At 69.8% G+C, this 24,733-nt stretch carries 26 protein-coding genes; 22 read left to right on the forward strand and 4 right to left on the reverse strand.

Annotated elements, in window-relative coordinates:
• Window positions 1-11: 11 nt before the first annotated feature.
• The 7 genes from FHX75_RS28345 to FHX75_RS28375 all read left to right on the forward strand — a co-directional run bounded on the left by FHX75_RS28345 (window position 12) and on the right by FHX75_RS28375 (window position 9,067).
• Window positions 12-1,214, forward strand: coding sequence for a glycosyltransferase (locus FHX75_RS28345; protein ID WP_154943427.1), 1,203 nt, complete (start codon window positions 12-14; stop codon window positions 1,212-1,214).
• Window positions 1,211-2,374, forward strand: a complete 1,164-nt coding sequence (locus FHX75_RS28350) for a glycosyltransferase (protein WP_154943429.1) — start codon at window positions 1,211-1,213, stop codon at window positions 2,372-2,374. Before FHX75_RS28345 ends, FHX75_RS28350 begins: the two co-directional genes overlap by 4 nt.
• A gap of 128 nt (window positions 2,375-2,502) precedes the next feature.
• Window positions 2,503-3,588, forward strand: a complete 1,086-nt coding sequence (locus FHX75_RS28355; protein ID WP_170285491.1) for a glycosyltransferase — start codon at window positions 2,503-2,505, stop codon at window positions 3,586-3,588.
• Window positions 3,589-3,592: 4 nt separating this feature from the next.
• Window positions 3,593-5,065 (forward strand): oligosaccharide flippase family protein, encoded by a 1,473-nt coding sequence (locus FHX75_RS28360; RefSeq protein ID WP_170285492.1) that lies wholly within the window; start codon window positions 3,593-3,595, stop codon window positions 5,063-5,065.
• Window positions 5,066-5,211: 146 nt separating this feature from the next.
• Complete coding sequence (locus FHX75_RS28365) at window positions 5,212-6,588, forward strand: tyrosine-protein kinase domain-containing protein (protein ID WP_154943435.1); 1,377 nt, start codon at window positions 5,212-5,214, stop codon at window positions 6,586-6,588.
• Between the two features lie 14 nt (window positions 6,589-6,602).
• Entirely contained in the window at window positions 6,603-7,994 is a 1,392-nt protein-coding gene (locus FHX75_RS28370; protein ID WP_154943437.1) for an O-antigen ligase family protein, read from the forward strand.
• Window positions 7,991-9,067 (forward strand): glycosyltransferase family 4 protein, encoded by a 1,077-nt coding sequence (locus tag FHX75_RS28375; protein WP_170285493.1) that lies wholly within the window; start codon window positions 7,991-7,993, stop codon window positions 9,065-9,067. The genes FHX75_RS28370 and FHX75_RS28375 overlap by 4 nt, the downstream gene beginning before the upstream one ends.
• Window positions 9,068-9,107: 40 nt before the next feature.
• On the opposite strand, the gene FHX75_RS28380 is transcribed toward FHX75_RS28375, so the two are convergent.
• A complete protein-coding gene (locus FHX75_RS28380) occupies window positions 9,108-9,821 on the reverse strand; it encodes an arsenate reductase/protein-tyrosine-phosphatase family protein (RefSeq protein WP_154943441.1) in 714 nt (237 codons plus the stop codon).
• Between the two features lie 204 nt (window positions 9,822-10,025).
• Between FHX75_RS28380 and FHX75_RS28385 the strand changes: the two genes are divergently transcribed.
• Both FHX75_RS28385 and ffh read left to right on the forward strand, forming a co-directional pair.
• Window positions 10,026-11,549: a sugar transferase gene (locus tag FHX75_RS28385; protein WP_246158771.1), complete on the forward strand. Its 1,524-nt coding sequence runs from the start codon at window positions 10,026-10,028 to the stop codon at window positions 11,547-11,549.
• A 252-nt stretch (window positions 11,550-11,801) separates the two neighbouring features.
• On the forward strand, window positions 11,802-13,355 hold the full coding sequence (gene ffh / locus FHX75_RS28390; protein ID WP_154943443.1) for a signal recognition particle protein: 1,554 nt from the start codon (window positions 11,802-11,804) through the stop codon (window positions 13,353-13,355).
• Window positions 13,356-13,448: 93 nt separating this feature from the next.
• Here ffh and FHX75_RS31040 read toward each other — a convergent pair whose 3' ends face one another.
• On the reverse strand, window positions 13,449-13,610 hold the full coding sequence (locus FHX75_RS31040; protein WP_170285495.1) for a hypothetical protein: 162 nt from the start codon (window positions 13,608-13,610) through the stop codon (window positions 13,449-13,451).
• Window positions 13,607-14,218: a 30S ribosomal protein S4 gene (gene rpsD / locus FHX75_RS28395; protein ID WP_170285496.1), complete on the reverse strand. Its 612-nt coding sequence runs from the start codon at window positions 14,216-14,218 to the stop codon at window positions 13,607-13,609. The genes FHX75_RS31040 and rpsD overlap by 4 nt, the downstream gene beginning before the upstream one ends.
• Window positions 14,219-14,369: 151 nt before the next feature.
• Here rpsD and FHX75_RS28400 point away from each other — a divergent pair, with 151 nt between their 5' ends.
• Window positions 14,370-15,449 (forward strand): amidohydrolase family protein, encoded by a 1,080-nt coding sequence (locus FHX75_RS28400; RefSeq protein ID WP_154943447.1) that lies wholly within the window; start codon window positions 14,370-14,372, stop codon window positions 15,447-15,449.
• Window positions 15,450-15,567: 118 nt separating this feature from the next.
• Here FHX75_RS28400 and FHX75_RS28405 read toward each other — a convergent pair whose 3' ends face one another.
• On the reverse strand, window positions 15,568-16,164 hold the full coding sequence (locus FHX75_RS28405) for a TetR/AcrR family transcriptional regulator (protein WP_154943449.1): 597 nt from the start codon (window positions 16,162-16,164) through the stop codon (window positions 15,568-15,570).
• A 168-nt stretch (window positions 16,165-16,332) separates the two neighbouring features.
• Between FHX75_RS28405 and proS the strand changes: the two genes are divergently transcribed.
• From proS to FHX75_RS28465, 12 genes are all read left to right on the forward strand, one after another.
• Window positions 16,333-17,739, forward strand: a complete 1,407-nt coding sequence (proS, locus tag FHX75_RS28410) for a proline--tRNA ligase (protein ID WP_154943451.1) — start codon at window positions 16,333-16,335, stop codon at window positions 17,737-17,739.
• A 49-nt stretch (window positions 17,740-17,788) separates the two neighbouring features.
• Window positions 17,789-18,409, forward strand: a complete 621-nt coding sequence (locus tag FHX75_RS28415) for a ribonuclease FAU-1 family protein (RefSeq protein WP_154943453.1) — start codon at window positions 17,789-17,791, stop codon at window positions 18,407-18,409.
• A gap of 239 nt (window positions 18,410-18,648) precedes the next feature.
• Window positions 18,649-19,119: a 30S ribosomal protein S16 gene (rpsP, locus tag FHX75_RS28420; RefSeq protein ID WP_154943455.1), complete on the forward strand. Its 471-nt coding sequence runs from the start codon at window positions 18,649-18,651 to the stop codon at window positions 19,117-19,119.
• The gene (locus tag FHX75_RS28425) at window positions 19,094-19,354 is read left to right on the forward strand and encodes an RNA-binding protein (protein WP_172862164.1); all 261 of its coding nucleotides are present in this window, start codon (window positions 19,094-19,096) and stop codon (window positions 19,352-19,354) included. Before rpsP ends, FHX75_RS28425 begins: the two co-directional genes overlap by 26 nt.
• Before the next feature lie 2 nt (window positions 19,355-19,356).
• A complete protein-coding gene (rimM, locus tag FHX75_RS28430; RefSeq protein WP_211364632.1) occupies window positions 19,357-19,911 on the forward strand; it encodes a ribosome maturation factor RimM in 555 nt (184 codons plus the stop codon).
• Between the two features lie 16 nt (window positions 19,912-19,927).
• Entirely contained in the window at window positions 19,928-20,716 is a 789-nt protein-coding gene (trmD, locus tag FHX75_RS28435) for a tRNA (guanosine(37)-N1)-methyltransferase TrmD (RefSeq protein ID WP_154943459.1), read from the forward strand.
• 144 nt (window positions 20,717-20,860) lie between these two features.
• Window positions 20,861-21,217 (forward strand): 50S ribosomal protein L19, encoded by a 357-nt coding sequence (gene rplS / locus FHX75_RS28440; RefSeq protein ID WP_030335223.1) that lies wholly within the window; start codon window positions 20,861-20,863, stop codon window positions 21,215-21,217.
• Between the two features lie 190 nt (window positions 21,218-21,407).
• Entirely contained in the window at window positions 21,408-22,289 is an 882-nt protein-coding gene (lepB, locus tag FHX75_RS28445) for a signal peptidase I (protein WP_154943461.1), read from the forward strand.
• The gene (gene lepB, locus FHX75_RS28450; protein ID WP_154943462.1) at window positions 22,286-22,918 is read left to right on the forward strand and encodes a signal peptidase I; all 633 of its coding nucleotides are present in this window, start codon (window positions 22,286-22,288) and stop codon (window positions 22,916-22,918) included. Before lepB (FHX75_RS28445) ends, lepB (FHX75_RS28450) begins: the two co-directional genes overlap by 4 nt.
• A gap of 62 nt (window positions 22,919-22,980) precedes the next feature.
• Window positions 22,981-23,457, forward strand: coding sequence for an NUDIX hydrolase (locus FHX75_RS28455; protein WP_154943463.1), 477 nt, complete (start codon window positions 22,981-22,983; stop codon window positions 23,455-23,457).
• Window positions 23,451-24,263, forward strand: a complete 813-nt coding sequence (locus FHX75_RS28460) for a ribonuclease HII (RefSeq protein ID WP_154943465.1) — start codon at window positions 23,451-23,453, stop codon at window positions 24,261-24,263. Before FHX75_RS28455 ends, FHX75_RS28460 begins: the two co-directional genes overlap by 7 nt.
• Window positions 24,260-24,583 (forward strand): DUF2469 domain-containing protein, encoded by a 324-nt coding sequence (locus FHX75_RS28465; RefSeq protein ID WP_007075222.1) that lies wholly within the window; start codon window positions 24,260-24,262, stop codon window positions 24,581-24,583. The genes FHX75_RS28460 and FHX75_RS28465 overlap by 4 nt, the downstream gene beginning before the upstream one ends.
• The last annotated feature ends 150 nt before the right edge of the window (window positions 24,584-24,733 follow it).

Below are 24,733 nucleotides of genomic sequence, written 5' to 3' on the forward strand. Positions count from 1 at the left end.
GGCTTGGTTCTGTGTCACATTCCGCCGAAGGGCATTCGGCTGCGGTCAACGTCCTCGTGCTCGGCACCGCCGAGTGGGATTCGCCCATCGCTACCAACCAGCACTATGTGGTCCGGGAACTCGCCCGCGCCTTCGATGTGACGTTCGTCGAGTCGTTGGGGCTCCGCCGGCCGAAGCTGGAGCCCCGCGACCTGAAGCGGATGGCGCAGCGGTTGCACAGGTCCATGTCGAGCGTCCAGCGATCCGCCCGACCCAGGCCGGAGAACGTCCGGATCGTCTCACCCGTCGTGGTGCCCCTTCATCGCGCCCCGACCCGGCCCGTCAACCGGGCGCTGCTGCACCGCTCAGTCTCCGACTGGGTGAACAGCAGCGGCCCCCGCGTGCTCTGGACCTTCACCCCCGTGACGTACGGGCTGGAGGCCCTGGCCGAGCTGACGGTGTACCACTGCGTGGACCTGCTGGCCGAGTTCCCCGGCATCGACGGTGCGGCCGTCCGGCGAGGGGAGGAGAAGCTCTCCTCGCGGGCTGCTCTGGCGATCGGGACCAGTCACGCTGTGGCCGACCACCTCACCAAGGTGGGATTCCCGACGGTGCGTCTCTTGACCAACGTGGCCGACACCGTCGTGTTCGAGTCCGCGAGCCTGCCGGCGGAACAGCGGCGGCCCGCGGCGCTCTTCGCCGGGAACCTGTCGCCGCACAAGCTTGACTTCGACGTGCTGAAGTCCCTGGCCACGGCGCTCAAGGGGCGTGGCGAGCTGCTGCTCGCCGGTCCCATCGCCGCCGGCGGCGGGGGCTACGACCGGCAGGTCGAGGAGCTGACGAGTCTGGGAGCGCGGTACCTAGGCGTCCTCGACCTTCCGGCCCTCGCGGAGGTCGCTGGTCAGTGCACCGTCGGTCTGATCCCCTATGCCCTCAACGCATACACCCAGGGTGTCAGCCCGCTCAAGTGCTACGAATACCTGGCGTCGGGCATGGCGGTTGTCAGCACCCCCCTGCCTGAGGTCCGCAAGGTCGCCGACGGCAACCCGCATGTCTCGGCAGTCGAACCACAGGAATTCCTCGACCGGGTGCTCGCCGCGCTCGATCCCCCCACGGACAGTGCCCGCCTCGACAGGATGGTGCGTGCTCGGCAGGGAAGCTGGTCCGAACGCGGCCAGCTCCTGCGTGATCTCCTTGCGTCCCTGCTGACGCCCTCGACGAGGAAGTTGCCATGAGAGTCCTGTACGTGACGTGGCGGTTTCCAAAGCTGTCCGAGACCTTCGTGATGAACGAAGCGCGGGAGTTGTTGGCGAAGGGCGTGGACGTCCGTGTCGTATCGCTCCGGACGCCGGAATTCCCGCCGCCGCCTGACCTGGCGGAGCGCGTGCTGCAGGTGCCGGCGATCGATCTTGGGCGTGGCCTGCTGTCACCGCCATTGCGCGACATCTATGAGGACGACTACCGGGTGAGGCTGCTGGCGCCGGCCTACGCCAAGGCGATCGTCCGAGCCCTGGGTTCCTGGCGGCCGGACGTCGTGCACTGTCATTTCGTCAACCGACCTGCGCCCATCGCGCTGAAGGTCGCCCGAGACATGGGTGTTCCCTGCACGCTGGTCGCGCACGCGGGCGACTGGATCGTCGACTGCACCCCGCGCGCCTTGGCGAGCAAGGTGGAACACGCCGACCATGTTTTCACGATCAGCCATGTGACTTTGAAGTCGTTGGCCGAGAAGATCGGGGGCGCGGGCACCGAGAAGATGAGTGTCCTGCGAGCCAGCTACCGCTTCGCTCCCTCATCGACTGATCTTGACCTGCCTCCGCGATACGTGATCTCGGTGGCGCGGCTCGTTCCCAAGAAGGGGCTCGACATCGCGATCAAGGCGATAGCGCGGGCGAGGGCGAACGGTGCCGAGATACCGCTGGTGATCATCGGTGCTGGCTCGGAGCTGGAGGCACTGCGGGATCTGGCGGCCCGGCTGCATGTCGGCGACCTCGTCCGATTCCTCGGAGCACGGCAGACCGGTGAGACGCAGAAGGCAATTCTTGGCGCTCAGGCCATGCTCCTACCGTGTCGCGTGCTCCCTGACGGTGACGCCGACGGAATCCCCGTGGCGCTGATGGAGGCCGGCGCGGCTGGCATAAGTGTCATCACTACGCCGGTAGCCGGAATTGGTGAACTCATCCAGGACGGCGTCAGCGGTTGTCTCGTCGCACCAGAAGATGTCGACGCCGTGTCGGACAAGCTGATCGAGTTGTGGCGGGACGGCGCGAAGCGGGAGCGGATCGGCCGCGCGCTACAGGCAGCCGTACGTGAGGAGTTCGCGCCTGAATTGCAGGCGTCTCGGTTGATCAGCCAATGGTCGACGCTGGTCGAGAACCACGCGAGGCGTCCGTGACTAGTCGTCCCCTGCGGGTGTTAGCTGTATCTTCCTTCCTTCCCTACCCCGTCGATCGTGGCGATCCGCAGAGGGTCTTCAGGATTCTGCGAGGTCTGAGCGGGCTGCGGCTAGCCGACGGCACTCCCATGTTCGACGTCCGGCTGGCCAGCGTCCTCCGGCATGATTCCTCGCCCGGCGATGTCGACTCCCTGCACGAGGCGTTGGGGATTCCCGTGCACGCCGAGCCCTCATCGTGGCCGTCACCGAAGCGATCGGCCAGTCGCGCCGCGAGCTGGGTGTCGGGGGGAATCGTCGGCACTCCCAACTGGATTGTCGAACGCAGGTCGCAGCGGCTGGCTAGCCACCTCTCGTCCGCCTCCGCCGATGTCGGCCTGATCTTCGGTGAGGCTGCCGGCGTCTACGCAGGGCAACTGAGGGGGAGAATGCTGGTCGTCTGGGACAAGTCCAACGTTCTCGGCGCATCTTCCCGTGAATTGTGGGCTGGTCGGGCGATCCGCTCGCGCCTCGCCGAAAGTTCCGCTCTGCGCTTCGAGCGTCGGGTCCTTCCCACGGTGGACAGGGTGACCGTCACATCGGAGGTCGAGGCCCGCCGACTGCAAGCGGCGTACCAGCGGCAGGCGGATGCCATCGTCCCCTCCCCGATCGACGTCTTTCCGCCAGCATCGTGGGGGCGAAGCCGACGGATCGGATGGATGAGTTCGTTCTCCTACTCGGCCAATTCCGACGGCCTCATCAAGTTTCTCCGGGATGGCTGGCCGAAGCTGGCAGCCAACGGATTCACGCTCGAGATTGTCGGCGTGGGGAGGTGCTCGAGCGGCCTACGCGACGAAATCGCGAGGAGCGCAAACGTCTCCCTCCTGGGCTTCGTTGAGAATCTGCACGACTGGATGGACGGGCTGCAGGCGGCTGTCATACCGCTGTGGGCCGGTGCTGGTGTGAAGCTCAAGACCCTGCACTGGCTGATGTCCACAATCCCGACCGTCGGCACGAGCGTGGCCTTCGAGGGAATTCCGGTCGTCCCCGGCAAGCACGCCGCCGTCGCGGACGGCCCCGAGGAGATGGCGGCCGAGATACTTCGGCTCGATCAGTCGGAAACCGCAGTGGTGGAGACAAGGGGAGCGGCGGCTCGCAGGCTGATCCTTGAGGGCTTCAGCACGGAAACCGTCGTGGCCGAATACGGCCGTCATCTCCAGAAGTGGCACGCGGGGTGACACGTTGAACGTTGCGGTCAGTGCAGGGGGACGCAGAATAACCACCTCGGCCGTTCTACAGCTTGTCTCCCGATTGTCGGGTGCAGCTGCCGGCGCGGTGGCCAGTGCCTTTCTCGCACACGGCCTTGGGCGCACCGACTTCGGTTGGTTCGCCTCCACCCTCGCCATCGTCAGCCTGGTGAACCTCGCGGCCGATCTGGGCCTCACGCAGACGGTCACGCGGCAGATCGTGATCAACCCGGGCGGCGAACGTCGCATCATCGAGGCGGCACTTCTCGTCCGTCTGTCCCTGGCCGTGTTCATGCTGATCTTCGCCACATGGTGGGCGGTTCACGCGGACGGGGCGCCGAAGCTGTCGATGGCGCTTCTCCTCGCGGCTGTGCCCATCAGCGCTCTCAGCGTGTATCAGAGTGTGCTTCTCGCCAGGCTGAGGCCTGACGCGATCGCCCTCGGCAACATCGTCCAGAGCCTTGTCTGGACCGGTGGCTGCGCGGTCGCTCTCTTCCTCAACGCCTCCGCTGTCGCGTTCGCCGCGATCTTCGCCGGTGCGACGCTGCTGCAGATGGCCCTGGTGGCGCTCTTCGCGCGCCGGCATCTGGCCGACGCCGACGCCGACGCCGACGCCGACGCCCTACCGCGAGTCCGGATTCGGACCGCGACATCACTGCTCGCGGCGTCCTGGCTGGTCGGGGTCGGCTCGCTGGCCTGGGCCGCCTTCAACCGAGGACCACTGCTGATCGTGGTGTCCCTCGCCGGCCCGGATGCAGCAGCGGCCCTGGGCGCGGCCGCACGATTCGTGGACGCCGCCTACCTGCTGCCGACGATTCTCGCATCGATGCTGCTGCCGATAGCGACCAGCCGGTTCCGCGTGGGCGAGGAACTCGGAAGCATCATCCGAGCGTCGATCGGATGGATCACGATCGCTGGGACGCTCGTCGTGCAGTTCACGGCCGTCCTCGGTGAAGGGATCGCGGCGTGGCTGTTGGGGCCTGGGTTCTCGGACCTGGGCCTCATCCTGACGATCTGCTTGGCGGCCACCATCCCGTTCGGCTGGGATTGCGTCTGGGGGACGGCCCTCATCGCCGCCGGTCGGGGGAGCACGATGGCGTGGACCGGCCTCGTGGCCGTCGTGATCAGTCTCGGCGGATCCGCCCTCTTCGTTCGTGAGTACGGCGCGATCGCCGCAGCAGTCTCGATCCTGGTGGCCCAGGCGACGCGGGCACTATTGCTCGCCGTGGCCCAGGATGGTCTCGCGGCAGTGCGTTTCCCGTACTCGGGTGTGATCGGCCTGATGGTCTTGACGCTGGTGATCTGCTGGCTGGGGCTTGATGCCGTGGGCCCACGCGAGACCGTCGAGCGGGTGGCCATCGCGCTCACCGGTGCTCTGGGCACGCTGGGGATGGCGAAGGTCGCGGGTCTCTTGCCGGCCGGCGGTGTGGGGCGGTACCTCGGGAAGGGGACCCGGATTCCCTCATGAAAACCGCTGATCGTGTTCATCGGTGTACTCCGCTGGCCGATTCGACGGTGGCGGCGCCGACGGTAAGCTCAGCCGGTTGCGGGCACCCGACCTGTTCGTAATTGTGTGTGGGCGGCAGACTGCATCGCCCTGAGTCCAGGAGAAAAATGAGCCTCGCTGATTACATACGCCTGATTCGCGCGCATTGGATCATGGTTGTTCTGGCGACTGCCTCGGGGGTCACTCTTGCTGCGATCCATTCGGCTACCCAGAGTCCCGTGTACGAGGCGACCGTGCAGCTGTTCGTGTCGGCGAGCGGCAAGGAGGGAGACAACAGCCAGCTCAACCAGGGCGGAATCTTCAGTCAGCAGCGGGTGAAGTCCTATGCGGCTCTGGTCGCCAGCCCCGATGTCGCCCAGACCGTCATCACGTCACTCGACCTCCCTTACACGCCCGCGGAACTCGTCAAGAACATCGAGACGGAGACCCCGCCCGATACGGTACTGCTGGACATCACCGTCCGTGACGGTTCCCCTGAGCGTGCCCGAGACATCGCCAACGAGATCGCCGAGGAGTTTCCCCGCCTCGTCGACAAGATCGAGACGCCGAAGGGCGAGACGAACTCCCCGGTCAAGGTCTCCGTCACCCAGCAGGCCACCGCTTCCGACGAACCCGTCGCTCCGCGTACCAAACTGAACGTGGCGCTCGGCCTGATCCTCGGCCTCGGCCTCGGTCTGGGCGGTGCAATCCTGCGGGGGACATTTGACCGGACCATCCGCGGCAAGAGAGACGCGGAGCAGGCGGCCGGTGCCCCGGTCCTCGGTGCGGCGCCGCAGGATTCCAAGAAGAGCCGGAACCCGCTGATCGCGGATGAGCAGGCGACGGCACGAGCGGAGGCGTTCCGGCAGCTGCGTACCAACATCAGGTTCCTGTCCATCGACCGCCGAATCACCAGCTTCGTGGTCACCAGTTCACTGCCCGCCGAGGGCAAGACGACAACGGCGGCGAATCTGGCGATTGCCCTCGCTCAGGCCGGTCAGGCGGTCGTGCTCGTCGACGCTGATCTGCGACGGCCCAGCGTGGCCGACACCTTTGCGCTGTCGAACGGAGTTGGGCTCACCAATGTCCTGCTGGGTGATGTCGGTGTGAACCAGGCCATGCAGCAGTGGCGGGGGGATCTGCCGTTGTACATCCTCCCGGCCGGGCCGACGCCTCCCAACCCCAGTGAATTGCTGGGGTCTACCCGGTTGACCAAGGTGGTCGCCTCGCTGGAGTCAGCGGGCATGACCGTGATCTTCGATTCGCCGCCCCTGCTGCCGGTGACCGATGCGGCGATCATCGCCCGCATGACGGGGGGCGCCTTGGTGGTGGCCCGGGCAGGCTCGACCCGCACCGACCAGCTTGCCACCGCCGTGCAGTCGCTGCGCAGCGTGGGCGCGCCCGTGCTCGGTCTCGTGGTCAACCGGGTCAAGCCAGAGAAGGCCATCCTCCAGAACAGCTACTACAACACGCCCGCCCCTCGGCGTTCCCGCTCCAAGAGCTGAGTCACCAGCCCGCCATGACCTGGTCTGAGTTCGGTGCTCTGGTCGTAATCGGATGTGCCATTGTCCTTATAGGGCCATGGTTCTACCTGCGCGCCGGCGGCAAGAGGGCCACCGTCGCGATGCTCGCGTTCGCGCTGGTGGCCGTAGAGGAGTTGTTCGCCAGTGCGAGAAACGCTCAGGAGGGTGCCCTCGAAGCGCCTTCGATCGTTGCGGTGGGTCATCAACTGCACAGCGTCTCGGCATTCGGGTTTCCGCTCCTCGTCCTGATTGCGATCGCCGCCGCTCCGCTGCTCGTCGGGCTGTCCGCCGAGAAGAGGTTCCCGCTCGCATATCTCGTGCCCGTCGGCCTTCTCATGGCAGCCGCCGCTTTCTCGGGCCTCATCAACGGGGGCCCGACGTCCGCCGCTAAGGGCGCGAGTGTGGCCGTGCTCATTCTCGTCGGAATGGTCATCGGAAGGCACCTGCGGGACTTGGACGATCGGGCGGTGGCCCGAACGCTGCTGGCCGTGATGGCGGTCAAGGCGGTCGTTGCCGCACTCGTCACGGCCGGCGTCGGGGCAAGAAGCTCACGCTTCGTCCTGTATTACGACTCGGTGACCCCGGCTGTCGCCGCCGCGATCCTGCTGGCGGTATTCCTACGGCAGAAATGGGACCGGCTGCACATCTGGTTGGCATTGACGGCGAGCGTCGTACTGGTGCTCAGCCCGCGACGCACGCCCCTGCTCGCGCTGGTCGTGTCGAGCCTGCTACTGCTGGTCGTGGCCCGTGGAGTGCGCGTGATCAAACGGGCGCTGGTCGTGGGGGCGTTGATGGGTCTCGGCCTGGTGTTTTCGTCCTACCTGCCGGAAAGCCTGCGCCAGCGCATCGAAAGCGGTCTCGGCGTGCTGACCGGATCGGAACAGGAAGACTCAGCAACTGGCCACTTCAACGACCTGTACAGGGGATGGGAGTTGGGTGTCAACGCACCCTTCTTCGGACTCGGCCCGAACGCGCGGCAACCGCTGGGCCTGGCCGCCAACAAGGCTAACGCTCTCTACATCCACGACGAGTTCCTGCATATCTGGGTAGGTCTGGGCCTCCTGGCGGCGCTGGCCCTGTGCGCTCTGGTGATCCTGTCGACGGTCCAAGCGGCGCGCACGACCCGGCAGGCTGCTGCGGGCGGTGCGTCACTGGTCGAGTCGATTGCCGCCTGTTTTCTCCTGCAAATGCCCGTCGTGCTGGTCTTCTTCCCGTACCTCAGCACTACCACGAGATGGCCCATGCTATTCGGGCTTGCGGCAGTGGTCGTGGCGGGATTCTGGGCCGCCGCTCGGGGGCCGGCCCAATCCCCGGGAGCGACGACATCGGCAACCAGGGTGACTGCGGCGGTTGTTGTGCACCAAGCGAACGGCGAAGGAAAAGCATGACAGCGAAATTGAGTATCGGCATCGTCTCCGTGTCGGAAACCGCAGGCGGGGCGGAGGCGCACACGCTAGCCCTCGGTCAGGGCCTTGCCGAGCGCGGCCACACCGTCGTCCTCCACGGTCGCTGCCCTGGCTGGGAAAGCACCGCACTTCCCTGGACGGTGCCGAGCTTGGGCCCCAAGTGGTCACGTCGGACCCTCCTCCAAGGGATCCTGCGTGTTCCGTTGGAACAGCGGGCAGTGCAGGCCCTGCCTCCGTCCTCCACTTACTACATGCAGTTCAAGAGAGAACAGATCGCGCTGACCCGGACGCTCGCCCAAAGGGCTCCCGTCGTGTGGACGGAGCATGGGCGGTGGACGGGAGCCCTCGGTGGGAGGGCCCTTTTCGCCGCCTACGCCCGGGCGGCGCGGCACGTGTCTCGCATCGTCTGCGTAAGTGGCGAGGTGGCACAGGATCTTCACGACGTCGTGGATCCGGAGCGGCTGGTGATCATTCCGAACGCCATCGACACTGATCGGTGCACTCCCTGTCCCCCCGACCAGAAGCGCCATTTCCAGCAGCGGCTGCTTCCGGCGCACCTCCAGGACCGACCGGTTGCCGTACTCGCCTCACGGCTACATCCCGCGAAACGTCACGAGCGCGCCATCAAGGCGGCGATTGCCGGCGGCATCGCGCTCGTCGTGGTGGGCGACGGACCGGATCGGACTCGGCTGGAGGATATCGCCGGCGGCAGAGGTGACATCGTCTTCATGGGGTGGCGCGACGACACGGTCGATTTTCTCAGGGCCAGTGACCTCTACCTTTACTGCGGCGCCGACACCGACGGTACGTCCTTGGCCGTCCTGGAAGCCGCATCCTGTGGGCTTCCGGTAGTCGGCTTTGACGGAGACCCCGGAAGCGATCTGGTCTCCCGGTGCGGCGGCCTGCTGCTGACGGACACCGATGAGCTGACGCCGGATCGCGTCGACGAACTCCTGTCCACGCCCGGCGGCGGACGTGACTACGTCACCAGGATGCACGGAATTGACACCTGGCTCGATTCGTACGAGCGAATCTTCCTTGATGTCGCCGCATGAGCGCTGACGTCCCCGCCTAACTGAGCGGCGTCGGGGCTAGCTACACCACGCCGAGGATCGTCTCGATCGCCTCTTCGATCTGGTCCGCCGCGACGCGGTAGTCCTGTCTGGTGCCACCCATGGGATCGGCAATGTCGAAACTCTCGGGCGGTAGCGGCTGCAGGTAACCGCGTCGCTGCTTGGCCACCCGAGCCAGGTTGGCCGCCCGTTCGACCGCGTAGCGCCCGGGCACCTCGTCGGGTTTGAGCCCGCGCACCAGCCACGCCAGTTCTCGCCAGGTGAACGTGTAAGGGAGGGCCTGGGGCACCTGGGCGACAACCTCGTCACGATGCTTGCGAGTGGCGGTGAGGACGAGGTGCGCACGTGCCACAGCGTCTAGGTCGAGCAATTGGGAGAGGAAATGGTCCGCGGGCACACCGCGGCGTTCCAGCTCGGCAATGGCGAAGGGCTGCATCGGCCGGTCGGGCGGCCCCTGGGTACCGCCGCTCGTCACAAAGATCGAGTCGGCTGCCCGGCCGTATCGGTCCCGGAGGCCGGCCTCCATCAGCCGTAGGGCAATTGGTGACCGGGCCTGGTTCCCGGTGCACACGTGGATGATGCCCCCCATTGCAGACCTTCCCCCATCGCCACGGCCAGCAGGGAGAAGGATACCTACCGTGCGGGCCGCGGCCTCCGGGGTGTGAAGCCGGGCACGTGCATCTATCGCCGCAGGTGGTTTCAGGGACACTCTCCGTAATGGATCTCGCCGCACCATCGAAAGCGTGATTCAGATCCGCCTTCAGGGCGGATAACCGGTCCACCGAACAGCCCATGGGGTCCGCCTTTTCGCTGCTGGCGGCGGCTTCCGCCTGGGTTAAGATCACGAGCGCTGCATGCGGGGAGATTCGCATTTGGAGTAACGTGCACGTCCCCGGCGGCGCTCGTCACAATGACGCGTGGCTCAGGCCCGCGGATTGACGTGCCATTCGCGGGGGAGACGCGCAAGGTGGGTTCTGGACAGCAAAATTTGTCGACGACTGTGTTCATGCCTCCGGTTCAGATGAGCCGGGGCGCGGTCGATGCGGAGACTCTCGACCTGCGCATACCGCCCGGCGGGCTACGGGCAGGCGGCGTCCAGCCTCCACCGGCGGCGACTCCTGAGCGACCGACGATCGGCTATCTCCGGGCCTGGATGCTCGTGCTGCCCGTGGACCTCGTCCTCATGCTGGCTCCGGTGCCCTTCAACGCCGATCACTGGCGTGGCCTGACTGTCATGGGTCTCCTGACCATCGCCCTGCTGGCCTCCGGCGGCCTCTACCGATCCCGGCTGCACCTGTCGATCCTCGACGAGGCGCCGGTGATCCTCAGCCGTTTCCTCGTGGCAGCGGCGCTGGTCGCCTTCGTCGCGGCCCTTCGGCACGAGAGCTTCGCCAACTTCGGAAGTCTGCTACGCGCGGCCACGGTCATGGTCGTACTGCTGCTCGTCGGCCGAGGCCTGACGATGTGGACGATCATGATGGGCCGCCGGCGACGGATAGTCGGTCACGCGACCATCCTCGTCGGCAGCGGCCCCGTCGCGGCTGACCTGGCCGAGGTGCTGGCCCGCTACCCCCAGTACGGGCTGCGGGTCGTGGGTTTCGTCGACAACCCGCACCGCACCGGTCACGCGGTGCGCGACCTGACGCACCTCGGTGACCTGGACGACCTCACCGCGACGATGGCGCGGGCCAAGGCTGACGTGCTGCTCATCGCTGACCCGGACATCACCGACAGCCGATTTGCGGGGCTCCTCCGCCAGGCGATGGCCACTACGTACGACATCCTCGTCGTGCCGCGGATGCATCAGTTCCAGACCCAGACCGCGCGGCCGGACCACGTCGGGGCGATCCCGGTGATGCGGATCCGCCCGCCTCGGCTGAGCGGCTGGCGGTGGGCCCTCAAGCGATCGGTTGATGTCGTCTTCAGTGCGCTGGCGCTTCTCGCACTCGCTCCGGTGCTTGCCCTCTGTGCGGTGGCGGTGCGGATCGAAGGCGGGCCTGGGGTCCTCTTCCGTCAGCAGCGGGTGGGCCGGCACGGCAAGCTCTTCGAGGTCCTGAAGTTCCGTTCCATGCGTCCCGCCAGCGAGGCCGAGTCGCAGACCACCTGGTCGGTGGCGAACGACAGCCGGGTGGGGCCGGTGGGTCGCTTCCTGCGGCGGACGTCGCTCGACGAACTGCCCCAGCTGTGGAACATCCTGCGGGGCGACATGACGTTGGTCGGCCCGCGCCCGGAGCGGCCGCACTTCGTGGAAGTGTTCTCCGCCGCCCACAGCCACTACTCGTGGCGGCACCGGGTCCCCGCCGGTCTGACCGGGCTGGCTCAGGTCAGCGGACTGCGCGGCGACACCCCGATCTCCGATCGGGCGCGCTTCGACAACTACTACATCGAGAACTGGTCGCTGTGGTTGGACTTCAAGATCCTGCTGCGGACGATCCGCGAGGTCATGGTCGCCGGAGGCCGGTAGTCGGGCAGCCCGGCGTGATGCAGGGGCTTGATCATTCTCTCGATGTCGTGGCCTCGAGCCACGACGACAGCCACTGGCTCCGGGTCGTAGCGCCACGCTGCCCAAAGGCGGCGCGCGGGCGGGGCAGGCGTGGATCAGAGGCTGCCACGGTGCGGGGCGCGGGTGCGGGGCGGCGGGCTACCCTTGCGGTGGCCGGTTCCTGCACCCCGGCCGCGTTGTGCCCGCCGTAACACTGACAAACGGGATGTTCGCGTGTTTGACACCTTGAGTGACCGCCTGTCCGGGATCTTCACCAAGCTCCGCGGCAAGGGTCGGCTCACCGACGCCGACATCGACGCCACCGCGCGCGAGATCCGCATGGCGTTGCTGGAGGCGGACGTCGCGCTGCCCGTGGTCAAGGGCTTCATCGCCAACCTCAAGGAGCGGGCCCGCGGCGCGGAGGTCTCCGAGGCGCTCAACCCGGCGCAGCAGATCGTCAAGATCGTCAACGAGGAGCTGATCAACGTCCTCGGCGGCGAGGGGCGGCGACTCCAGTTCGCCAAGCAGCCGCCGACCGTGATCATGCTGGCCGGCCTCCAGGGTTCCGGTAAGACCACCCTCGCCGGCAAGCTGGCCCGCTGGCTCAAGGCCCAGGGTCACCAGCCGCTGCTGGTCGCCGCTGACCTCCAGCGCCCCAACGCCGTCGGGCAGCTCCAGGTGCTCGGTGGCCGCGCCGGCGTCGAGGTGTACGCCCCGGAGCCCGGCAACGGCGTCGGCGACCCGGTTCAGGTCGCGCGCGGCTCGATCGAGCACGCCAAGCGGGCCGCCCGGGACATCGTCATCGTCGACACCGCCGGTCGCCTCGGTATCGACGCCGAGATGATGCAGCAGGCCGCCGACATCCGCGACGTGGTCCAGCCCGACGAGGTCATCTTCGTTGTCGACGCCATGGTCGGTCAGGACGCCGTGCGCACCGCCGAGGCGTTCCGCGACGGCGTCGGCATCACCGGTGTCGTCCTGTCGAAGCTCGACGGCGACGCGCGCGGTGGCGCGGCGCTGTCGGTCCGGGAGATCACCGGGCAGCCGATCCTCTTCGCCTCCACCGGCGAGAAGCTGGAGGACTTCGACGTCTTCCACCCCGACCGGATGGCCAGCCGGATCCTCGGCATGGGCGACGTCCTCACTCTGATCGAGCAGGCCGAGCAGGCCTTCGACGCCGATCAGAAGGAAAAGATGACCGCCAAGCTGATGGGCGGCGAGCAGTTCACCCTGGAGGACTTCCTCGACCAGCTCATCGCGGTCCGCCGGATGGGCCCGATCGCCAACGTGCTGGCCATGATGCCCGGCATGGGGCAGATGAAGGACCAGCTCGCCGAGCTGGACGACAAGCACTTCGACCGGGTCACCGCGATCATCCGGTCGATGACCCCGGCCGAGCGCACCAACCCGAAGATCATCAACGGCTCCCGCCGGGCCCGCATCGCGACCGGCTCGGGTGTCACGGTGATGGACGTCAACCAGCTGCTCAACCGTTTCGCCGACGCGCAAAAGATGATGAAGCAGATGGGCGGCATGATGGGCCTGCCCGGCGCGGGCCGGCGCAAGGCGACCAAGTCGCCGAAGAACAAGCGCAAGGGCACCAAGGGCGGCGGTCGGCCGCGTACCGGGGCGGGCGCCGGGCTGCCGGGCGGCTTCCCGGGCGGCATGCCGCAGCTCCCGCCGGGGCTGGACCCGGGTGACCTGGCCGGCGGTCAGGGCCTGCCGCCGGGCTTCAAGCTCCCGAAGATCGACTTCAACAAGCTCGGCAAGGGCGACGGCAAGCGCTGACCCCGGGCGGCCGGCGCGCGTCGCCGGCACCCGGGTCGCCTCGGGCCGGTCAATTCGGCCGGGCGGCGGTCGGTACCGCCACCCGGCCCCGGGTCACCGGTCCCGCGACCGCTTCGGTGGACGCTGACCCAGAATGCTCTCCCGCCGTGCCTCCTTGTGCTCGGCGCGGCGCCGCTGCCGCGGCGTCAGCGACGGCCGGCCACTCTGCCGCAGGTAGTTGGGCACCCGTCGGTCGTTCGGAATCGGCATGCTCATCGCGCGACCTCCTTGTCGGGATGGACGGCGAGGGGGATGTCCCGCAGCGCGGGCACCTCCTGCCGTTGCGGCTCCCGGGTCAGGGTCGCGGTGAGCCGCTCGGAGCTGACCTCCAGGTACGGCGGCGCGTCGCCCTCGGCGTGCTCCGCCACGGCGATGGCGACCGGCGCGCGGCACTGCCGGTCCGGGCGCACCTCGATGGTCTGCCCCGGCTGGATCAGGTACGACGGCCGGTTGACCTTGCCACCGTCGACGGTGAAGGTGTTGTGGGCGACGAGATCCCGCGCCGCGTCGACCGAGGGCGCGAAACCGGCCCGGTGCACCAGCGCGTCGATCCGCTGTTCCAACTGCCCGACCAGGTTCTCCGTCGCGTCGCCCGGCCGCCGGCCGGCCGTCACCACCGCGCGGGCCAGCTGCCGCATGCGCAGCTCGTACGCCGCCCGGACCTGCCGCTGGTCGTTGTCGCTCAGCTGGAACCCGCGCGGAGCGCGCCGCGGCCCGCCGCGGACACCGATCGGGTGCCGCTGGCGGCGCATCATGTAGCCGTACGCCGGATGCAGCGGGACCTCGTCCGTGGGCGAGGGACGTACCTTCGTCCGGACAGCCATCTTTCCTCCCTGACCTCTCGGGGTCCGACCACCGTCCACCGGCACCGGGTGAGGCCGCCCCACCCCATACGGGTGAGCCTGCCGGGGTGACCGCCGGGGCGGCGCCGGCCCGGCGCGGCACGGCGGGGGGTGATCCGGTAGGACTGTGCACATGGCTCTGCATGTGCGCGGTGTGCTCCTGCCGGACGACGAGGTCCGGGATCTCTGGCTGGTCGGCGACCGGGTCACCTTCGAACCGGTGCCCGGCGCCGAGACCGTGGTGGACGGTGGGTACGTGCTGCCCGGCCTGGTCGACGCGCACTGCCACATCGGCATCGCCCGGGGCGGTTCCCCGATCACCTCGCTCGACCAGGCCCGGGAGCTGGCCCGGATCGACCGGGACGCCGGGGTGCTCGCCATCCGGGACGCCGGCTCGCCGTACCCGTACCCGGAACTCGACGACGAGCCGGACCTGCCGCGACTGGCCCGCGCCGGGCGGCACGTCGCCCCGCCGAAGCGCTACTTGCGCGACATCGGCGTGGAGGTCGGCGCGGCGGAGGTGGCCGCGACGGTGGCGGCCCAGGCCGCCGCCGGCAACGGCTGGGTCAAGCTGGTCGGCGACTGGATCGACCGGGGCGTCGGCGACCTGGCGCCGTCCTGGGACGCCGACACGATGACCGCGGCCGTCGCGGCCGCGCACGCCGCCGGGGCCCGGGCCGCCGTGCACACCTTCTCCGAGTCGGCCGTGGAGATCATGGTGCGCGCCGGGGTGGACTCGGTGGAGCACGGCACCGGCCTGAGCCTGGACCTGATCGACCTGATGGCCCGGCAGGGCACCGCGCTGATCCCCACGATGATCAACATTCGGACCTTCGGCGGCATCGCCGACCAGGCCCGGGCCAAGTTCCCCGGGTACGCCGACCACATGGTCACCCTGCGCGACCGCTTCCCCGAGGTGGTCCGGGCCGCGTACGAGGCCGGCGTGCCGATCTACGTCGGCACCGACGCGGGCGGCGGCATCGACCACGGGCTGGCCGCCGAGGAGATGCTGCTCCTGCACGAGCAGGCCGGCATGTCCGCCACGGACGTTCTCGCCGCCGCCTCCTGGGGCGCCCGCGCCTGGCTCGGTTTCCCCGGCCTGGTCGAGGGCGGCCTCGCCGACCTCACCGTCTACCCCGAGGACCCCCGCCGCGACCTGCGCGTGGTCCGCACCCCCTCCCACACCATCCTCCGCGGCCACCCCCTCCCCTGACCCCCGCCCGCCCCCGCCCTGGCGCGCACTTTCACGGAAAGCGTGGCTATTCCGCGGCGCTTAGCCACTCTTTCCGTGAAAGTGCGCGGATCTTGGAGGGGGAGGGGCGGGACGCCGGTCAGGGGGTTGCGGCGGTGACGAAGAGGTGGAGGGCCAGGTCGGCCAGGGAGGAGGCGGTCTGGTCGATGGGGGCGCGGGGCAGGACGATGTGGCTGACCACGAGGCGGACGACGGTGTCGGCGGCGAAGGCCAGGGCCGCCGGATCGGCGGCGGGCAGGTGGTCGCCCGCCCAGTCCAGCAGGGCGCCGGAGGCCTCGGTGAGCACCAGTTCGGCGCGGGTGGTCAGGTACGGCAGCAGCGCGTCGGAGCCGCCCCGGGCGCTGGTCAGGATCGCCTTGATCAGCGGGTTGCCGGCCGCCTCGGTCAGGGTGTGCCAGATGGCCGCGTACGCGCCGGTCCGCACGTCGGCGCCGTGCTCGCGGAGGGCCGCGCGGACGTCGGCGACGAACCGGTCCACCTCGCGCCGGGCGAGCGCCTCGGCCAGCCCCGCCTTGCTGCCGAACTCGTTGTAGACGGTCTGCCGGCTCACCCCGGCGGCGGCCGCCACCCCACCCATCCGTACCCCGTCCCAGCCGGACGCGACGGTCTGCGCGCGAGCGGCGTCGACGATCGTGTCGCGCAGCCGCTGCCGGGCGGAATCCCTCAGCTCACCCATGGTGGTCGAAGTCTACGATCGCCGACCCGCCCCGACCTCCGCCCCGCGGGCCCCGCGCCCGTGCGACCGGCCCCCGGGCCCGGGCCGTCCGGTCGTGCGGCGACGCGGACGCGGCGCGCCGCCTCCCGGGCGCAGCGGCGGGGCGGACGCCGCCTAGGATGTGCGGTCATGGCACGCGTGCTCACTCCCCGTGCGGAGGACTTTCCCCGCTGGTACCAGGACCTGATCGCCAAGGCGAAGCTGGCCGACAACGGCCCGGTCCGCGGCACCATGGTCATCCGACCGGCCGGCTACGCCATCTGGGAGCGGATGCAGGCCGAGATGGACGCCCGGATCAAGGCGGCCGGCGCGGAGAACGCGTACTTCCCGCTCTTCATCCCGGAGAGCTACCTCAAGCGCGAGGCCGAGCACGTCGAGGGCTTCTCGCCGGAGCTCGCCGTCGTCACCCACGGTGGCGGCAAGCAGCTCGCCGAGCCGGTGGTGGTGCGCCCCACCAGCGAGACGGTGATCGGCGAGTTCATGGCCAAGTGGATCGACTCGTACCGGGACCTGCCGCTGCTGCTGAACCAGTGGGCCAACGTGGTCCGCTGGGAGCTGCGCCCGCGGATCTTCCTGCGGACCAGCGAGTTCCTCTGGCAGGAGGGGCACACCGCGCACGCCACCCGCGAGGATGCCCGCGCCTACGCGCGGCGGATCCTGCACGAGGCGTACGAGGACCTGATGGTCAACGTGCTCGGCATCCCGGTGGTGGTCGGTCTGAAGACCACCCGGGAGCGCTTCGCCGGCGCGACCGCCACGTACACCTGCGAAGGCATGATGGGCGACGGCAAGGCCCTGCAGCTCGGCACCAGCCACGAGCTGGGGCAGAACTTCGCCAAGGCCTTCGACATCAGCTACTCCTCCGCCGAGGGCGGCCGGGAGCACGCCTGGACGACCTCCTGGGGCACCTCGACCCGGATGCTCGGCGGCCTGATCATGGCTCACGGCGACGACAACGGCCTGCGGGTGCCGCCGAAGCTGGCGCCGGTCCAGGCGTACGTGATGATCGTCAAGGACGGCGAGGGCGTCGCCGAGGCGGCGGCCAAGCTCCGTGACGGCCTGCGGGACGCCGGTGTCCGGGTCGCGCTGGACGACCGCACCGACACCGCGTTCGGCCGCCGGGCCGTCGACGCCGAGCTGCGCGGCTATCCGGTACGCGTCGAGGTCGGCCCCCGCGACCTGGCCGCCGGCAACGCGGTCGTGGTCCGGCGTACGGACGGCTCGAAGGCCCCCACCCCGGTGGCGGACGTGGTCGGCGCGGTGCTGGCCGCCCTGGAGGCCGACCAGCGGGTGCTGCACGACCAGGCGCTGGCCCACCGCGAGTCGCGCACAGTCGAGGTGTCGACGCTGGCCGAGGCGATCGAGGCGGCGGCCACCGGCTGGGCCAAGGTGCCGTGGTCGGCGGTCGGCGTGGCGGGTGAGGCCGAGGCGAACGGTCAGGGCGTCACGGTGCGCTGCCTGCTCCGCGCCGACGGCTCGGTGCCCGACTCGGAGGACGAGTCGGACCTCATCGCCATCCTCGCCCGCGCCTACTGAGGTGCGCCCGGGCGGTCCCGCCGACCGGTTCGCGCCGGGTCGTCTGATCATGCACCGCAACGTGCGGCACGGCCGGATCGGTTGGGTCCGGCCGGGCCGGGTGGTCAGCGACGACGAGCGCGGCCTGCTGATCTGGATCGCCCGGGACACTCCGGTCGCCCACGAGGTCACCGAGGCCGGCCTGGGCATGCGGGCGATGCCCTTCGCCGAGTGGATCTCCTCGTCGTACCGGCTGGCGCGCGGCCGATGGAGCGGCCCGCCGCTGCTGAAGTTCCTGCCCACCGGGGCGGCCCACTCGGTCTGGTGGTTCTCCGACGCGCGGGGCCGGTTCGCCAACTGGTACGTCAACCTGGAGGAGCCGGGCGTCCGCTGGGACGACGGCCAGGTCGCCGGGGTCGACGTGGTGGACCAGGACCTCGACGTGGTGGTCTACCCGGACCACAGCTGGCGGTGGAAGGACGAGGAGGAGTTCGCCGAGCGGCTCGCCTTCGGAGACGACTACTGGGTGGCCGACGAGGCGGCGGTGCGGGCCGAGGGGGAGCGGGTGATCGCCCGGGCCGAGGCGGGGGTGTTCCCGTTCGACGGCACCTGGTGCGACTTCGTTCCGCCGCCGGACTGGGACGTACCCGACGAACTGCCGCCCGGCTGGGACCGTCCGCCGGTCCGCTGACCGTGTTCCGCGTCACCAGTCACGCCGCGTCGGGTGACGTGTCCGGGTCCGGTGTGAGAGATCGGCGCCGGATCTGGCAGAATGGGTCGCTGGTATCCGGCGCGCGTCCGGCGCCCTCTAACCCGGGCGTGTCGCCAGTCCACCGAGCTGTCTCCGGCCCAACCCCACTGTGCCGGTCGGCGCTCACCCGTGCACCGCCCGTACCGGGCCGGTGAGATCGCAACAGGAGCGAAACAACTGTGGCCGTAAAGATCCGGCTCCTGCGGATGGGCAAGATCCGCAACCCGCAGTACCGCATCGTCATCGCCGACTCGCGCACCAAGCGCGACGGTCGCGCGATCGAGTTCGTCGGCGTGTACCAGCCGAAGGAAGACCCTTCGGTGATCGAGGTCAAGTCGGACCGGGTCCAGTACTGGCTCTCCGTCGGCGCGCAGCCGAGCGAGGCGGTGCAGCGTCTGCTGGAGCTGACCGGTGACTGGCAGAAGTTCAAGGGCCTGCCGGCCCCGCCGCCGCTGAAGGTCGCCCCCGAGCGCGCCGACCGCAAGGCGGCGTACGAGGCCGAGGCGAAGGCCGCCGCCGGCCTGGCTCCGGAGACTCCGGCCAAGCCGGCCAAGAAGGCCGCCAAGGCCGAGGCTCCGGCCGAGGCGCCGAAGACCGAGGCTCCGGCCGAGGCCCCGGCCGCTGCTGCCGACGCCGGTGAGCAGGCCTGACATGCCGCTGCGTCCCGCGCTGGAGCACCTGGTCAAGGGCATCGTGGACCACCCGGACGACGTGCGCGTCCGGATGGTCGACTCCCGTCGGGGCAAGCGGCTCGAGGTCCGCGTGCACCCCGAGGACCTCGGCACCGTGATCGGGCGGTCCGGCCGGACCGCCAAGGCACTGCGCCAGGTGATCGGCTCCATCGGTGGACGCGGAGTACGCGTCGACATCGTCGACTCGTACTGATGCTGCTCATCGTCGGCAGGATCGGCAAACCGCACGGCATCCGCGGTGAGGTCACCGTGGAGGTGCGGACCGACGAGCCCGAAGCGCGTTTCGCCCCTGGTTCGGTGCTGCGCACCGAGCCGGGGGCGACCGCTCCGGCCAACCCCGCCCCCGGTCCCGGCGTTCCGTTCAGGGTCCCCGCGGAGCTGACCATCGAGGCGGCCCGCTGGCACCAGGGCCGGATGCTGGTCGCCTTCGAGGGCATTCTCGACCGCGAGGTCGCCGAGGCGCTGCGCGGCACCCTGCTCGGCGTGGACAGCGCCGACGTCGCGCCGCCGGAGGACCCGGAGGAGTTCCACGACCACCAGCTGGTCGGTCTCGCCGCGGTCACCCCGGCCGGCGAGCACCTGGGCGAGGTGGCCCGGATCGACCACGCCCCCGCCTCGGACCTGTTGGTCCTGCGCCGCCCCGAGGGGCGTACCGCGCTGATCCCCTTCGTCAAGGCGATCGTCCCCGAGGTCGATCTCGCCGGCGGTCGCGTCGTGGTCGACCCGCCGGCCGGTCTGCTCGACATCTGAGACCGGAGCCACCCCCATGCGCGTCGACGTCGTGTCGATCTTCCCGGAGTACTTCGCCCCGCTGGACCTGTCGCTGATCGGCCGGGCCCGGGAGAACGGGACGCTGCGGCTGGCCGTACACGATCTGCGGAGCTGGACCCACGACGTGCACCGCACGGTCGACGACACGCCCTACGGCGGCGGCCCGGGCATGGTCATGCGGCCGGAGCCCTGGGGCGAGGCGCTCGACGCCCTCGCCCCCGACGAGCTCAGCCCCGACGGGCACACCCTGCCCCGGCTCCTGGTGCCCTCGCCGGCCGGCGTCCGGTTCACCCAGGCCATGGCCCACGAGCTGGCCGCCGAGTCGCACCTGCTCTTCGCCTGCGGCCGGTACGAGGGCATCGACCAGCGGGTGCTGGAACACGCCGCGACCCGGATGCGGGTCACCGAGGTCTCCCTCGGCGACTACGTGCTCTTCGGCGGCGAGGTGGCGGTGCTGGTGATCCTGGAGGCGGTCACCCGGCTGCTGCCCGGGGTGCTCGGCAACGCCGGCTCGCTGGACGAGGAGTCGCACGCGCACGGGCTGCTGGAGGCCCCGATGTACACCAAGCCGGCGACCTGGCGCGGGCACGAGGTGCCGGAGGTGCTCCGCTCCGGCGACCACGGGCGGATCGCCCGGTGGCGGCGCGACGAGGCGCTGACCCGCACCGCCGCCCGGCGGCCCGACATGATCGCCGCACTGCCCCCGGAGAGCCTGGACAAGCGGGACGTCGCCGCGTTGGACCGGGCCGGATTTCAACTGCCGCCGGGGGATGTGGCAAAGTAGAGGGGTTGCCGCATCCACCCGCGCCCGCGGGCGGCTGCGAGGATCCTCGACCGGGGTCGGCCCCGCCGATCACCACCCGGGGATCAGAATCACCCATCCGCGCACCGAGTGACGGTGCGCCGTGAGCCTCACGAGGACGCAGCGATGAACATCCTGGACGCCCTTGACGCCCAGTCGAAGCGGACCGACCTCCCCGACTTCCGTGCCGGTGACACCGTCAAGGTGCACGCGCGGGTCGTCGAGGGCAACCGGTCCCGTGTCCAGATCTTCCAGGGCGTCGTCATCCGCCGCCAGGGTGACGGTCTGCGCGAGACCTTCTCGGTCCGCAAGGTCAGCTTCGGCGTGGGTGTGGAGCGGACGTACCCGCTCAACGGCCCGGGCATCGACCGGATCGAGGTCGTGACCCGCGGTGACGTGCGTCGCGCCAAGCTCTACTACCTGCGTGAGCTGCGCGGCAAGAAGGCCAAGATCAAGGAGAAGCGGGAGAAGCAGCCCAGCTGACTTCCCGCTCGCCACGCCGCCTGAGCTGCGCGGGTGTCGTATCGACCAGATCGCATTACCCTGGTCGTACGGGCGCAGCGGGGCAGCGACGCCGCGACGCTGGTCACGGCGTGCGAATGTCCACTACCGCCCGTGGGGCCTCGACGAGGCTCCCGGGCGGTAGTGTCGTTTCTGCGGACCGGGGAGTGGCGTGGTGCAGGTGCTTGACGAGGACGGCACAGTCGATCCGTGGCGCCGGCGGAGCCGGCGCACCCGTCGGCAGATGCCGCTCTGGCAGGAGCTTCCGCTGCTGCTGGTCGTCGCCTTCTGTCTGGCCGTGCTGATCCGCACCTTCCTGCTCCAGGCCTTCTTCATCCCCTCCGGCTCGATGGAGGACACCCTCCTCATCGGCGACCGGGTGCTGGTCAACAAGGTCGTCTACGACGTGCGCGACCCGGTGCGCGGCGAGGTCGTGGTCTTCCGGGGCACCGACCGGTGGGTCCCGCAGGAGGTCCAGGAGCCCGAGCCCGGCTTCGCCGACAAGGTCGGGCGGACGTTCGGCGACCTGGTCGGGGTCAGCCGCCCGGGCGAGAAGGACTTCATCAAGCGGGTCATCGGTGTGCCCGGCGACCGGGTGAAGTGCTGTGACGACCAGGGGCGCGTGCTGGTCAACGGCACCCCCCTGGACGAGCCGTACGTGGTCCGCAACTCGCCGCTGGACGTGCCACCCAACGCCCGCGAGTGCCGGTCCCGGCGCTTCGAGGAGGTGGTCGTGCCGCCCGGCCAGATCTTCGTGATGGGCGACCACCGACTGGTCTCGCAGGACGCCCGCTGCCAGGGCCCGGTGCCGATCGACAACGTGGTCGGCCGGGCGTTCATGGTGGTCTGGCCGTCCCAGCGGTGGACCTCGTTGCCGGTGCCGGAGACCTTCGACGGGCTCTCCCGGCCGGCCGCCGCCCCGGCCGCCCCGCCGCCGGCCGAACCGGCCCCGGTGAGCGGCGTCGCTCTGGTCCTCCCGGCGGTGACCCTGATGTCCGTTGTCGCGCGTTCCGGACGATCGGCCCGCGCCCGGGGACGTAGGCTCCACCCGTGATTGACGAGCAGACCGACAAGCCCCGCAGTTCCTTCTGGAAGGAGCTGCCCATCCTCCTGGGCGTGGCGATCCTGGTGGCGGTGCTGGTCCGCTACTTCGTGTTGCAGACCTTCTTCATCCCGTCCCCGTCGATGGAGAACACCCTCCAGATCGACGATCGGGTGCTGGTCAACAAGTTGGTCTACGACTTCCGGTCACCGCACCGGGGCGAGGTCGTCGTCTTCAAGGCACCGACCGAGTGGAGCGGCAACCCCGACGGCGAGGACTTCATCAAGCGGGTGATCGGCGTCGGCGGCGATCACGTGGTCTGCTGCGACGACGACAAGCTGGTGATCAACGGCAAGCCGCTCTACGAGCCGTACATCTTCTCGGCCAACGGCGAGCGGGACAAGCCGGCCGACCAGGAGTTCGACATCACCGTGCCGGAGGGGCGGCTCTGGGTGATGGGCGACCACCGCTCCGCCTCCGGCGACTCGCTGGAGCACTGGCAGCAGTCCGGTCGGAACATCGACAGCGCCACCATCCCCGAGGACCAGGTCGTCGGGCGGGCCTTCACCGTGTTCTGGCCGGTGGACCGGGCCACCTGGCTCACCGTACCCGAGCAGTTCGACGCCATCCCCAACCCGTAGCGGACCCGCGGCCCGCCCCCCGGGCGTGGCAGTTCGTCACCGGCGTCTGGCAGGCTGGGGCGGTGACCGTCTACACCCCTCGCCGCGCGGCCCGGGTGCTGCTCGTCGACGCCGGCGGCCGGGTGCTGCTCTTCAGCGGCTGGGACCCGTCCCGTCCCGAGCACCGGTACTGGTTCACCCCCGGCGGTGGGCTCGACCCGGGGGAGATGCCCGCCCAGGCCGCCGCCCGGGAGCTGGCCGAGGAGACCGGGCTGCGGCTGGACCCGGGCGAGCTGGGCGCATCGGTCTGGTCCGAGACGGTCGAGTTCCCCTTCGACGGCGTCTGGTACCGGCAGGAGCAGGAGTTCTTCCTGGTCCGGGTGCCGGGCTGGGAGGTGGACACCACGGGCTTCACCGACATCGAGCGGGCCAGCGTCTCGGGGCACCGCTGGTGGTCGGCCGACGAGCTGACTGCGACCGGCGACCGCTACTACCCGGAGGACCTGCCCGCCGTGCTGACCCGGGCCCTGACCGACCCGAGCGGGGGCGCGCCGTGCTGACGCCCCCGCGCACGGTGGTGCGCCGCGAAGGTGGGCTCTACGCCCTGGAACGGGCCCTGCAACGGCGCGGCTTCCGGCACGTCGCCGGCGCCGACGAGGCCGGTCGGGGCGCCTGCGCCGGGCCGCTGGTCGCCGCCGCCGCGGTGCTGCCCGAGGGGCGGCGCGGTGAGATCGACGGGCTGGCCGACTCCAAGCTGCTCACCCCGGCCAGCCGGGAACGGGTGTACGAGGAGGTCGTCGCCCGCGCCCTGGCGTACGCGGTGGTGATCATTCCGGCGGAGGAGGTCGACGCCCGGGGCCTGCACGTGTGCAACCTCGCGGCGATGCGTCGGGCGCTGGCGTCGCTGACCACCCGACCGGAGTACGTGCTGACCGACGGCTTCGGCGTGGACGGGCTGGACGTCCCGGGGCTGGCGGTGTGGAAGGGCGACCGGGTGGCGGCCTGCGTGGCGGCGGCCAGCGTGCTGGCCAAGGTCACCCGGGACCGGCTGATGGTGGAGCTGGACGGGCAGTACCCGGGCTACGGCTTCGCCGAGCACAAGGGGTACATCACGCCCGAGCACAGCGAGGCGCTGCGCGAGCACGGCCCCTGCGTGGAGCACCGGTTCTCGTACGTCAACGTGGCCGCCGTGTCCGGCCGCGCCGGCCGTCCGCCGCGGTCCCGACGCCCCGCCGTCGGGCCCGCGCCCGAGCCGATGGAGCGCTTCGACGCGTCAGGGGGTACCGTCGGCGTGGCGTTGGGCGAGCAGCCTCGGCCCCCGGCGCCGGTGGGGGAAGATGTGGTCATGGAAGGCGGAGTGCGATGAGCGCGGAAGATCTCGAGAAGTACGAGACCGAGATGGAGCTGCAGCTCTACCGGGAGTACCGCGACATTGTCCGCCAATTCTCCTACGTGGTGGAGACGGAACGCCGGTTCTACCTCGCCAACCAGGTCGACCTGCACGTGCGCAACTCCGACGGCGAGGTCTACTTCGAGGTCGAGATGCACGACGCCTGGGTGTGGGACATGTACCGCCCTGCCCGGTTCGTGAAGAACGTCCGGGTGATGACCTTCAAGGACGTCAACGTCGAGGAGCTGGAGAAGCCCGACATCTCCCTCCCCGCCGACTCCGGCTTCGGCGGCTGACGCACCGCTCCTCCCGCCGGCATCCCCCACCCGCCGGCCCGCGCGACCTCTTCCCCCGACCCGCCGCCTGCCTGCTGGCGCGAACATTCCGGATTCCGCCCGGCACGGCTGCCCGCGTCGCCCGCGGCACTGCCGTGGCGCCGCGGTCGC

It is taken from the genome of Micromonospora palomenae (genome assembly GCF_007829925.1).
GTDB classification, from domain to species: domain Bacteria; phylum Actinomycetota; class Actinomycetes; order Mycobacteriales; family Micromonosporaceae; genus Micromonospora; species Micromonospora purpureochromogenes.

Bases quoted from the DNA above. Each gene is read 5' to 3' on its own strand.
- FHX75_RS28350 (WP_154943429.1), top strand. From the start codon at position 1,211: ATGAGAGTCCTGTACGTGACGTGGCGGTTTCCAAAGCTGTCCGAGACC.
- FHX75_RS28355 (WP_170285491.1), top strand. From the start codon at position 2,503: ATGTTCGACGTCCGGCTGGCCAGCGTCCTCCGGCATGATTCCTCGCCC.
- FHX75_RS28365 (WP_154943435.1), top strand. From the start codon at position 5,212: ATGAGCCTCGCTGATTACATACGCCTGATTCGCGCGCATTGGATCATG.
- FHX75_RS28370 (WP_154943437.1), top strand. From the start codon at position 6,603: ATGACCTGGTCTGAGTTCGGTGCTCTGGTCGTAATCGGATGTGCCATT.
- FHX75_RS28375 (WP_170285493.1), top strand. From the start codon at position 7,991: ATGACAGCGAAATTGAGTATCGGCATCGTCTCCGTGTCGGAAACCGCA.
- FHX75_RS28380 (WP_154943441.1), bottom strand. From the start codon at position 9,821: ATGGTGCGGCGAGATCCATTACGGAGAGTGTCCCTGAAACCACCTGCG.
- FHX75_RS31040 (WP_170285495.1), bottom strand. From the start codon at position 13,610: ATGAGCATGCCGATTCCGAACGACCGACGGGTGCCCAACTACCTGCGG.
- rpsD (WP_170285496.1), bottom strand. From the start codon at position 14,218: ATGGCTGTCCGGACGAAGGTACGTCCCTCGCCCACGGACGAGGTCCCG.
- FHX75_RS28400 (WP_154943447.1), top strand. From the start codon at position 14,370: ATGGCTCTGCATGTGCGCGGTGTGCTCCTGCCGGACGACGAGGTCCGG.
- FHX75_RS28405 (WP_154943449.1), bottom strand. From the start codon at position 16,164: ATGGGTGAGCTGAGGGATTCCGCCCGGCAGCGGCTGCGCGACACGATC.
- proS (WP_154943451.1), top strand. From the start codon at position 16,333: ATGGCACGCGTGCTCACTCCCCGTGCGGAGGACTTTCCCCGCTGGTAC.
- FHX75_RS28415 (WP_154943453.1), top strand. From the start codon at position 17,789: ATGCACCGCAACGTGCGGCACGGCCGGATCGGTTGGGTCCGGCCGGGC.
- trmD (WP_154943459.1), top strand. From the start codon at position 19,928: ATGCGCGTCGACGTCGTGTCGATCTTCCCGGAGTACTTCGCCCCGCTG.
- rplS (WP_030335223.1), top strand. From the start codon at position 20,861: ATGAACATCCTGGACGCCCTTGACGCCCAGTCGAAGCGGACCGACCTC.
- FHX75_RS28465 (WP_007075222.1), top strand. From the start codon at position 24,260: ATGAGCGCGGAAGATCTCGAGAAGTACGAGACCGAGATGGAGCTGCAG.